Annotated in this window: 9 protein-coding genes; 4 read left to right on the top strand and 5 right to left on the bottom strand. The window is 71.9% G+C overall.

The window, feature by feature from the left end; translation table 11 throughout:
* Window positions 1-31 precede the first annotated feature (31 nt).
* The 3 genes from IEY95_RS41055 to IEY95_RS41045 form a co-directional block, all read right to left on the bottom strand.
* Window positions 32-946, bottom strand: a complete 915-nt coding sequence (locus tag IEY95_RS41055) for an SGNH/GDSL hydrolase family protein (RefSeq protein ID WP_189191348.1) — start codon at window positions 944-946, stop codon at window positions 32-34.
* A gap of 92 nt (window positions 947-1,038) precedes the next feature.
* Window positions 1,039-2,718, bottom strand: a complete 1,680-nt coding sequence (locus tag IEY95_RS41050) for a hybrid sensor histidine kinase/response regulator (protein WP_189191347.1) — start codon at window positions 2,716-2,718, stop codon at window positions 1,039-1,041.
* A gap of 8 nt (window positions 2,719-2,726) precedes the next feature.
* Window positions 2,727-3,401: a response regulator transcription factor gene (locus IEY95_RS41045; RefSeq protein ID WP_189191346.1), complete on the bottom strand. Its 675-nt coding sequence runs from the start codon at window positions 3,399-3,401 to the stop codon at window positions 2,727-2,729.
* Window positions 3,402-3,685: 284 nt separating this feature from the next.
* Here IEY95_RS41045 and IEY95_RS41040 point away from each other — a divergent pair, with 284 nt between their 5' ends.
* Window positions 3,686-4,087 carry an STAS domain-containing protein gene (locus tag IEY95_RS41040; RefSeq protein WP_229703703.1) on the top strand — a complete coding sequence of 134 codons (402 nt, stop codon included), beginning with the start codon at window positions 3,686-3,688 and terminating at the stop codon, window positions 4,085-4,087.
* A 6-nt stretch (window positions 4,088-4,093) separates the two neighbouring features.
* Here the strand turns inward: IEY95_RS41040 and IEY95_RS41035 are convergent, their stop codons facing one another.
* Window positions 4,094-5,320: a PP2C family protein-serine/threonine phosphatase gene (locus IEY95_RS41035; protein WP_189191345.1), complete on the bottom strand. Its 1,227-nt coding sequence runs from the start codon at window positions 5,318-5,320 to the stop codon at window positions 4,094-4,096.
* Between the two features lie 62 nt (window positions 5,321-5,382).
* Window positions 5,383-6,399, bottom strand: a complete 1,017-nt coding sequence (locus IEY95_RS41030; RefSeq protein WP_189191439.1) for a zinc-binding alcohol dehydrogenase family protein — start codon at window positions 6,397-6,399, stop codon at window positions 5,383-5,385.
* 144 nt (window positions 6,400-6,543) lie between these two features.
* Here IEY95_RS41030 and IEY95_RS41025 point away from each other — a divergent pair, with 144 nt between their 5' ends.
* The 3 genes from IEY95_RS41025 to IEY95_RS41015 all read left to right on the top strand — a co-directional run bounded on the left by IEY95_RS41025 (window position 6,544) and on the right by IEY95_RS41015 (window position 9,207).
* The gene (locus IEY95_RS41025) at window positions 6,544-7,341 is read left to right on the top strand and encodes a VOC family protein (RefSeq protein WP_189191438.1); all 798 of its coding nucleotides are present in this window, start codon (window positions 6,544-6,546) and stop codon (window positions 7,339-7,341) included.
* Window positions 7,342-7,452: 111 nt separating this feature from the next.
* Window positions 7,453-8,451 carry an ArsR/SmtB family transcription factor gene (locus IEY95_RS41020; protein WP_189191344.1) on the top strand — a complete coding sequence of 333 codons (999 nt, stop codon included), beginning with the start codon at window positions 7,453-7,455 and terminating at the stop codon, window positions 8,449-8,451.
* Window positions 8,452-8,505: 54 nt separating this feature from the next.
* Entirely contained in the window at window positions 8,506-9,207 is a 702-nt protein-coding gene (locus tag IEY95_RS41015) for a ribonuclease H family protein (RefSeq protein ID WP_189191343.1), read from the top strand.
* Window positions 9,208-9,216 lie beyond the last annotated feature (9 nt).

The raw sequence follows: 9,216 nt of genomic DNA, 5'->3' as shown, positions 1-9,216 counted from the left end.
CGCGGGGCAGACGGGAATGTGACGACAGGCCCTAGCGCACCTGCGCGGCGATCGTCCGGGTGATCTCCCGGGTGATGCGCACGATCCCCGGCGAGCGAACCGGGCACGGCTTCGGTGTGGACGTGGTGGGCGCCAGGCAGAAGTGCAGGTAGTCGTCGTCGCGGTGCAGGGCGGTGCGGTCGCGATTCGGCTGGGTGCAGTACGCGGAATGGTCGTGCTCGTACGAGGTGCACGGCAGGTACTGCGCCCAGGTGTAGCGGGCCGACGCGGGGCTCACCGTCCGGCCGGCGTCGGTGACGAGGTCGCCGGAGGTGTGGGCACGCCTCTCGTACAGCGCGTTCACCCGCCGGACCCGGTCAGGAGTGATGGGGTCCGGCCCCTGCAGCACCCACACGACCTTCGGAGGCCGGGCGCCTCCCGCCCGCGCGATCTGATCGGTCAACCGCTCCGCGTCCGCCGAGAAGCGCGAGAAGTACGTGTTCCGGTTCGCGTCGTAGGTGATTCCGTCCATGCAGGGCGTGTAGCCCCAGGAGTTGCCCCAGAACTGCAGCACCACGAAGTCGGGCCGCAGCGTGCGCACCAGCGCGGCCGCCTTGTCCGCGGTCGGCACGAGCGACCTCTCCCCGGTGCCTTCCAGGTAGTCGCACAGGGTTGTCCCCGAGTATGGGGCGCTCGTGTAGCGCGCGTGCAGTTCGTCCCGCAGGGACTGTCCGAGCACCTTTTGGTTCTCCATGGCGAGCGAGTCCCCGAGATACAGCACGGAGGGGGCCTGCGCCGGAGTGGTGGGGGAGGCGGCCGCCCGCTGACGCGTGGTCGAGGACGGTGACCGGGAGGCACCGGGCTCTGCCGGGGTGGGCGGAGCCGCCCCGGGTCCCGATGCCGGATCCCCGCAGCCGCCGAGCAGCAACCCGGCCAGCAACGCCCCCACGATCCACGGCCTTCGCATGACGCAACTCCTGCCCCGCCCGCCGAAAGGGTTCCCCAGGCAAGCACAGCCCGGCACAAGGGGGAAGACATCCGTCGGCCATGGGGCGACGCTCACTCCCGCTCGGAGCCGCCCGCCAGGAGTTCCAGCAGGTCCGCGAGGGGGAGCGGCTTGGCCACGTGGGCGTCGAACCCCGCCGCCCGGGACTGCCCGTGGTCGGCGCCCTGGCTGAACCCGGAGACCGCGATGAGGCGCAGCCTGTCGCCGTACGGGCGGGAGCGCACCTCGCGGGCGATCGTGTAGCCGTCGATGTCCGGCAGCCCCAGGTCGCACAGGACGACGTCGAAGAGGTGGGACGCGGTGGCCGTGAGAGCGTCCGCGCCGGTGTGCACGGCCGTGACGTGGTGCCCCTGCCGCTCCAGCAGGGTGCGATAGGTCGTGGCCAGGTCGGTGTTGTCCTCGACGATCAGGATGGCCAGCTGCCGTGGCGCGGGGTGGGCGGGCCTCGCGCGGCGCGGCTGCGGAGTGTCGGCGAGGGCGAGTGGAAGCAGCACGGTGAACGAGGCGCCGGTCCCCGGTCCGTCGCTGTGCGCGGTGATCCGGCCGCCGTGGAGCTCGACGATGGTCCGGGCCACCGCGAGCCCCAGGCCGAGCCCCTCGGGGGTGCTGGGGCCCGCAGGAGCCGCCCGCATGAAGACCCCGAACAGTTCCTCGGCCTGCCCCGGCTCGAAACCGATCCCGTCGTCCTCGACGCAGAGGCGCGTCTGTCCGGCTTCCGTCGACAGGCGCACCCGCGTACGGCCGCCCGGCAGTGTGTACTTGAGCGCGTTGGACAGCAGATTGGTCAACACCTGGGCCAGCCGCAGCCGGTCCCCGTGCACGAGCACCGGACCGGCGGGCAGACCGACGTCGAGCGTACGGCCGTCGTGACCGAACAGGCCGTGGATGTCCGCGCAGGCGCCGTGCACGACGGCGCACAGGTCCGTCCGCTCGCGTACCAGCTCCAGACGCCCGGTCACCGCCCGCGTCCCGTCGAGCAGATCGTTGCTCATCCGCGCCAGCGTGCCCAACTGCCGGTCCAGGACCGACAGCGCCGGATGACCCTCCGGCAGATCGAACGCGAGCAGTTCGGTGGCCGCGGTGGCGGCCGCGAGCGGATTGCGCAACTCGTGCGAAAGGGTGGCGATGAAGCGGTCCTTGGCCTGCTGTTCCTCCTGCAACGTCCGTCCCGCCGCGTCGAGTTCGGCGTTGGCACGGCTGAGCTGCTCATTGACCTCGCGGATCTCCCGGGCACGGACGAACAGATCGATCTCCATGCCCTCGGCACGCATCTGTGCCTCGGCGACGGCACGTTCCTGCTCGCGCCCGACCCGGCGCAGATGGACGAAGTCGGTGACGTCCTCGACCCGGTGGATGATGTGCGTCACCCGGCCGTCGCCGTCCACCACCGGTGTGTTGACCGGGCTCCAGTACCGCTCGACGAACGCGCCCGACTCGCCCGTCGGTATGTCGTAGCGCTGCAACGCCATCGTGTCCGTACGGCCGGTGTCCACCACGGCCTGCAGCGAGCGGCGCAGGTTCGCCACTCCGTTCGCCGACGGGTCGTCCGGGTTGTCGGGGAACACGTCGAAGACGGCGTGCCCGACGATGCTCCGGTCGGTGCGCGTGGCCGTCAGGTACGCCCGGTTGACCTCCACGATCGTGAAGTCGGGCGCGAGGACGAGCAGCGGGGAGAGTGTCGAGTCGAACAGGCTCCGGAAGTCCGGGGCAGGATGCGGGACGCTCGCGGACATGACGGCCCTCAGGGATCGAGTCGGTAGCCGAAGCCGCGCACCGTGGTGATCCGCGGTGCGGGCGTGGGGAGTCCGGAGAGCTTGCCGCGCAGCCGGTAGACGTGTTCGACGACGGTCGCGGGCTGCTGCCAGGACGCTCCCCAGATCTGCTCGAGCAGCTGCTCGGCGGAGAAGACCCGGCCGGGGGAGCGGGCCAGCAACTCCAACAGGGCGTACTCTTTGGGCCGCAGCGTCAGCGGGATGCCTGCGACGGCGGCCTGGTGCGCCGCCGTGTCGACGCGCAGCGCTCCGACCTCCAGGACGACCGGCACGTCGGGCGGCTGGGACCGGCGCAGCACCGCACGGATCCTGGCGACGAGTTCGCGCTGCGAGAAGGGCTTGACCAGGTAGTCGTCCGCGCCGATCTCCAGGCCCGCCACCCGGTCCGCCTCACCGCCGCGCCCGGAGACGACGATCACCGGAAGGCGGCTGGTGGAGCGCAGGGCGCGCAGCAGTTCCAGGCCACTGCCGTCCGGCAGCCCCAGATCGAGGACGACGAGGTCGATGCCGCCTTCGTACATGGCGGCCTTGCCGGCCCGGGCGTCGATCGCCCACATGACGGTGAACCCCGCACGCTCCAGATAGGTGCGGCACATCAGTGCGAAATCGGGATCGTCTTCTATCAGCGCGAGGTGAGGACGCATCCCGCACCACCCGGCCCAGCTGCCGCCGCCCCCACGTTGTTTCGCTGGTGAGCGGGCGTTGATGCCCCGACCATGTGGCGAAGGTAGAACAGAAACTGCCCACGGTTCAAGGGGGAGCCGCCCGGGGGGAGTTCCGGCGCGGGCTTGTGCGGTGCGGGGATGCAGCACCACCGCACGAACCCGTGTCGGGACGCGCGGGCAGTCGCCTCCGGATGCCACCGTGACCAGGCCGCGTTCGGCACGAGACGTGCCCGCGCGCCGCCCACAGAACGGAACCGGACAGCGTGAGCGAGCACGCCTTGGAGCGGATCAACGGCGTCTCCTGGCCACCGCCCAGCGACCACGCCCACCTCTACGCGGGAGCCGGTCTGCTGCTCGTCGAGCTGCGCGGCGACATCGACCTGGCCGCCGTCCTCCACGTGCACCCGTGGCTGGACTCGGTCGCGGCCCTGCCCGCAAGGTTGTACATCGTGGACCTGCGCCCCACGACCTTCATCGACAGCAACGGCCTCGGCATGGTGCTGCGGTTCCGCGAGCGGGTCGGGCGCGCCGACATGGATTTCGGTCTGCTGTGCACGCGCCACACCCACCGGCTGCTTCGCGCGCACGGTGCCTGGGACGTGCTCAGCCCCGCGGCCACACTGGGCGAAGTCCTCGCCGGGCGGCGTCGGCGGAGCGCCCGCTGACCGGCGTCACGTCGGGTGGCGGCGACGGATGCGGGCGGCCAGGACCGCCACATCGTCCTCCGCATGACGGGCGTCGAGCTTGAGGAGGATCTCGTCGAGCTGCGCTTCGACGGCCGCCCCCGGCGGCAGCCGCAGCCCGGCCAGCCGGGCGAGCGACTCGTCGATGTCCTCGCTGCGGCGCTCCACCAGACCGTCGGTGAACATCAGCAGGGTGTCGTCGGGCGCGAGCGCGCGGGTGGCAGGTTCGTAGCCCCCGATCCCGGTGCCCAGCGGGGGACCGACCGGCAGCTCCAGCAGTTCGCCGGTGCCGTCCCCGGCGAACACCACCGGAGGCAGGTGTCCGGCCGCGGCCATCGCCGCCGTACCGCGTGCCGGGTCGACCTGGACGAGCAGACAGGTGGCCGGACGCCGGATGCCGTCCTCGGCGACCGCGGCGTCCAGGCGCCGCAGCACCCGGTACGGCGGCAGATCCGTGGAGGCGACGTAGCGCAGCATCGACCGGTACGCGTTCATGTCCACCGCCGCGTCCAGTCCGTGCCCCATGACGTCGCCCACGACCAGCAGGGTGCGCCCGAAGTGCAGCCGTACGGCCTCGAACCAGTCCCCGCCCACCAGAGTGCTGCCCCCGGCCGGCAGATAGCGGGTGGCCAGATCGAGGTTCGGATGCGGTCGGCCGGGTTCGGACAGCAGCGCCCGCTGGAGGCTGAGGACCGTACTGCGCATGGCGCTGTGCTGGCGTGAATGGCCGAGGTGGACGGCCGCGAGGCGTGCGGCGTAGTGCGTGCCGGTGGTCTCCGCGTCGGTGAACGCCGGCCCCTGCCGGACGGCCAGCAGGACCCCGTACAGGCGCCCGTGCGCGAGCAGGGGCACGGTCATGACCCGGCGCGGGACCAGCCCGGACAGATCGATCGAGGCGGTGATCGGGTGCCCCTCGTCCAGCGCCCGGATGGTCAGCGGCCGCGCGCCGTGCGGGGTCCACGGGGTCAGCAGCTCGGAGTTGCCCGCGGTGGCGACGCGGGCGAGGTTCGGATCCGGCGTTTTCTGGGTGGCCGGGACGTCCGCGGGCAGCAGATCCACCGCCGCGGCGTCGCAGAAGTGCCGGCACGCGAATGCGGCGAGCTCGGTACATGTGGCCCGCTCGTCCAAGGTGGTGCCGATCGACTCGACGGCGTCGTCCATGGCAGCGAACGGCGTCCGCATGCCGCCGGAGTCCTCACCGCCTCGGCCCGCCATGCCACCTCCACCGCCCTACACGCCTGAGTCCATCCATGCACGCGAGCGGCGGGCCCGCATGCTCAGTGCTGCGGCGGAAGATCGTTCACCAGTACGGCAGCCCCGTCGAAACGGCCCGCCTTGAGGTCCTTGAGGGCTTGCTGTGCCTCGGACAGCGGGTAGGGGTGCGTCGTCGCGCGGACGCCGTGCCGGGCCGCGAGCGCCAGGAAGGTCCGGCCGTCCTCGCGCGTGTTGGAGGTGACGCTGCGCAGTTCCTTCTCGTAGAACAGCTCGCGCTCGTAGCGCAGCGGTGGGGTGTCGCTCAGGTGGATCCCCGCGACCGACAGGACCCCGCCCCGGTCGAGTGCCCGCAGCGCGACCGGGACCAGGTCACCGACCGGCGCGAACAGGATCGCGCTGTCCAGCGGCTCGGGGGGCTCGTCGTACGCTCCGCGGGCGGACCCGGCGCCGAGGTCGAGCGCCAGCCGGCGTGCGGCCGGATCGCGGGTCAGGACGTGCACGGTGGCGCCCTGCGCGACGGCGAGCTGCGCGCACAGGTGGGCGCTGCCGCCGAAGCCGTACAGCCCGAGCCGCCCGCCGGGCGGCAGCGAGGCCCTCAGCAGCGCGCGGTAGCCGATGATGCCCGCGCACAGCAGCGGTGCCAGGGCGATGTCGTCCACGTCGTCGGGCAGCCGGTACGCGTAGGCGGCCGGGACGGTCGTGTACTCCGCGTAACCACCGTCGGCGTCCCAGCCGGTGTATCGGGACGCCGGGCAGAGATTCTCCGAGCCGCGCAGACAGTACCGGCACGTGCCGTCCGTACGGCGCAGCCAGGCGACGCCCACCCGGTCACCGAGGGCGAAGCCGCTCACGTCGTCGCCGGTCCCCGCGACGACGCCGACGACCTCGTGCCCCGGCGTCACCCCCGGCCGGCGCACGGGCAGGTCGCCCTCGGTGACATGCAGATCGGTGCGGCACACCCCGCACGCTCGGACGTGCACGAGGAGCTCGTCGGGCCCCGCCACCGGCACCGGCTTCTCGACGTAGCGCAGCGGATCCCCGTCGATCGGCCCGGGCCGGGCCACTTCCCACGCGTGCATCATCATCCAGTGCCCCGTCCTGTCGACGACCACCTGTGCTCGCTCTCCAGTGTGGTGCAGGCCGCCCCACTCGGCGCGCGGCCCTGGCGAAGCCTGGTTAGCGTGAAATGCGCACCGTTCACCGAACCGGAGAAGGTCGACGCCATGGCCGTACAGCCTGAAGGAAAGCCCTGTTGGGCGGACGCGATGTTCAGCGATGTCGAGGGGGCCAAGAGTTTCTACGGTGACGTACTGGGCTGGACTTTCGGCGAATCGTCCTCGGAGTACGGCAACTACACACAGGCGTACGCCAACGGCAAGGCCGTGGCCGCCGTCGTCCCGCCGATGCCCGGACAGGAGGGCCAGTCCGCCTGGTGCCTGTACTTCGCCTCGCCCGACGCCGCGGCGACCGCCACGAAGATCAGGGACAACGGCGGTGAGGTGCTGATGGAGCCGATGCAGGTCGGCGAGTTCGGCACCATGGTGCTGGCCCGTGACCCCAGCGGCGCCGTCTTCGGTGTCTGGCAGGCGGGCATCCACGAGGGCTTCGAGGCGACGGCCGTCCCCGGCGCGTACGCCTGGGCCGAGGTCTTCACCCGAGAGCCCGAGAAGTCCGACGCGTTCTTCCCCGCCGTCTTCCCGCTCAGCGCCAAGCAGGTCGAGGACGATGCCGTCGACTTCCGGATCTTCAGCCTGGGCGAGGAACCCGTTCTGGGCCGGATGAAGATGACGGACGACTTCCCGCCCGAGGTACCGCCGTACGTCAACGTGTACTTCACCGTCGAGAACTGCGACGCGGCGGTGGCGAAGGCGACGGAGCGCGGCGGCATCCTGCGCTTCGGGCCCATGGACAGCCCGTTCGGCCGGTTCGCTGCACTGAGCGACCCGCAGGGCGCGTCGTTCTCCGTCATCGACATGACGACGACCCGGGGAGACATGCCGAAGACGACCGACGTGTCCTGAGGCGTTCCCTCGCGAGAGCAACCGCGTAGATGTGATGCTCGTCCCTTCTTGTGGCCGCGGTACCCCAGGGTGGCCGGATCCCTCACAAGGACGGCGAGCGAAAGAGACCGCATGCTTCGCATTCACTTCACCTCGCACGATCTGCAGAACATTCGCGTGGCCCGGGAACCCGATCCGCTGTGGGAGCTGATGTGCAGCGTCTGCCGGTTGGAAACCGGGCAGGGACCGCTCGACTTCGGACACTGGCGGCGCGCGGCCCACGACCGGCTGTCCCAGGACACGGTCGCGGGCCGCGCGCTGCACCCGCTGCGGGCCCTGATCCCCGCGGCCGGCTACATCCCGGACTTCCTCACACCACCCGTGACCGGCGGCGGCCTGTCCGCCGGCCTCGACCAGCTGCGGCGCACTCCCCGCGCACGGATGGTCCGTGAACTGACGCGGCTGGCCGAGTCGCGCCCCGTGCCGAGCTGGACGACCTCGCTGGGCCGGCCCGGCAGCGACGCGCTCAAGTCCCTGGCAGGAGCCCTCGGGATCTACTTCCACGCCCTGCTGGAACCGTACTGGTCGCACATAGGAACGGCCGTCGGCAACGATGTCGACCTGCGTTCCCGCGCCCTCCTCGACGGCGGCACCAGGGCCCTCCTCGACGGGCTGCGCCCGCTGGCTCGCTGGCGGGCTCCCGTGCTCGAAGTGGACTACCCCACCGAGCGCGACCTCTATCTGGAGGGCCGCGGCCTGCTCCTCGTGCCGTCCTTCTTCTGCTGGCGCCGGCCCACCGCCCTGGCGGACCCGGGCCTCGATCCGGTGCTCGTCTACCCGGTCGAGAAGGCGCCCCTCGCCGTCGCGCGCGGCACGGACGACGGCCTCGAACGTCTGCTGGGCCGCACCAGGGCCGCCGTACTGACGGAGGTGGCGAACCGCACCGCCCGCACCACCTCCGAGGTCGCCCTGGCCGTGGGGATCGCGCTGCCCAGCGCCAGCTACCAGATCGGCGTCCTGCGCGACGGCGGACTCGTGACCAGCCGGCGCGAGGGCAAGTACGTCCTGCACGTGGCCACTCCGCTGGGCCTGCGACTCCTCGGCGCGGGCAGTTCCTCCGGCGCCCGGTGAACCGGCTGCGGGGCCCGATGAACCCGTGGCGCCGGGCTCCGGGCGGAGCGTGGCATGATCGGGGCCATGCCTGAACGCGTTGTGGCCGCCTGTGACGGGGCTTCGAAGGGAAACCCGGGACCCGCCGGATGGGCCTGGGTCGTCGCCGACGGGGAGGAGACTCCCACCCGCTGGGAGGCCGGCCCGCTGGGCACGGCGACCAACAACGTCGCCGAACTCACCGCGCTGGAACGCCTGTTGACGGCGATCGCCCCGGACGTGCCGCTGGAGATCCGGATGGACTCCCAGTACGCGATGAAGGCCGTCACGACCTGGCTGCCCGGCTGGAAGCGCAAGGGCTGGAAGACGGCCGCCGGAAAGCCCGTCGCCAACCAGGAACTGGTCGCCCGCATCGACGAGCTCCTCGACGGCCGCGCAGTGGAGTTCCGCTACGTCCCCGCGCACCAGGTCGACGGAGACCGCCTCAACGACTTCGCCGACCGTGCCGCGAGCCAGGCGGCCACCGTCCAGCAGCCCGCGGGCAGCGACCTCGGATCCCCGGAGCCGCCGCCGTCGCCCGACTCCCCAGCACCCGCCCGCCGCCGCAACTCCACGAAGACCGCGGCGCGGCCGAACGCGTCGAGCCGCACGATCAAGGCCAAGTTCCCGGGCCGCTGCGTCTGCGGCCGCTCGTACGCCGCGGGCGAGCCGATCGCCAAGAACGGCCAGGGGTGGGGACACCCGGAGTGCCGTACCGCCGAGACGAGCAACGCGTAGCCGCCCCCG

This window comes from Streptomyces albiflavescens, from assembly GCF_014645835.1.
GTDB lineage: Bacteria > Actinomycetota > Actinomycetes > Streptomycetales > Streptomycetaceae > Streptomyces > Streptomyces albiflavescens.
The sequence above is the reverse complement of the archived record's forward strand: the minus strand, read 5'-3'. Positions and strand labels throughout refer to the sequence as shown.

What these genes read in the sequence shown, in the direction of transcription:
- IEY95_RS41055 (WP_189191348.1), bottom strand. Translation starts at nt 946, where the DNA reads ATGCGAAGGCCGTGGATCGTGGGGGCGTTGCTGGCCGGGTTGCTGCTC.
- IEY95_RS41050 (WP_189191347.1), bottom strand. Translation starts at nt 2,718, where the DNA reads ATGTCCGCGAGCGTCCCGCATCCTGCCCCGGACTTCCGGAGCCTGTTC.
- IEY95_RS41045 (WP_189191346.1), bottom strand. Translation starts at nt 3,401, where the DNA reads ATGCGTCCTCACCTCGCGCTGATAGAAGACGATCCCGATTTCGCACTG.
- IEY95_RS41035 (WP_189191345.1), bottom strand. Translation starts at nt 5,320, where the DNA reads ATGGCGGGCCGAGGCGGTGAGGACTCCGGCGGCATGCGGACGCCGTTC.
- IEY95_RS41030 (WP_189191439.1), bottom strand. Translation starts at nt 6,399, where the DNA reads ATGCACGCGTGGGAAGTGGCCCGGCCCGGGCCGATCGACGGGGATCCG.
- IEY95_RS41025 (WP_189191438.1), top strand. Translation starts at nt 6,544, where the DNA reads ATGGCCGTACAGCCTGAAGGAAAGCCCTGTTGGGCGGACGCGATGTTC.
- IEY95_RS41020 (WP_189191344.1), top strand. Translation starts at nt 7,453, where the DNA reads ATGCTTCGCATTCACTTCACCTCGCACGATCTGCAGAACATTCGCGTG.
- IEY95_RS41015 (WP_189191343.1), top strand. Translation starts at nt 8,506, where the DNA reads ATGATCGGGGCCATGCCTGAACGCGTTGTGGCCGCCTGTGACGGGGCT.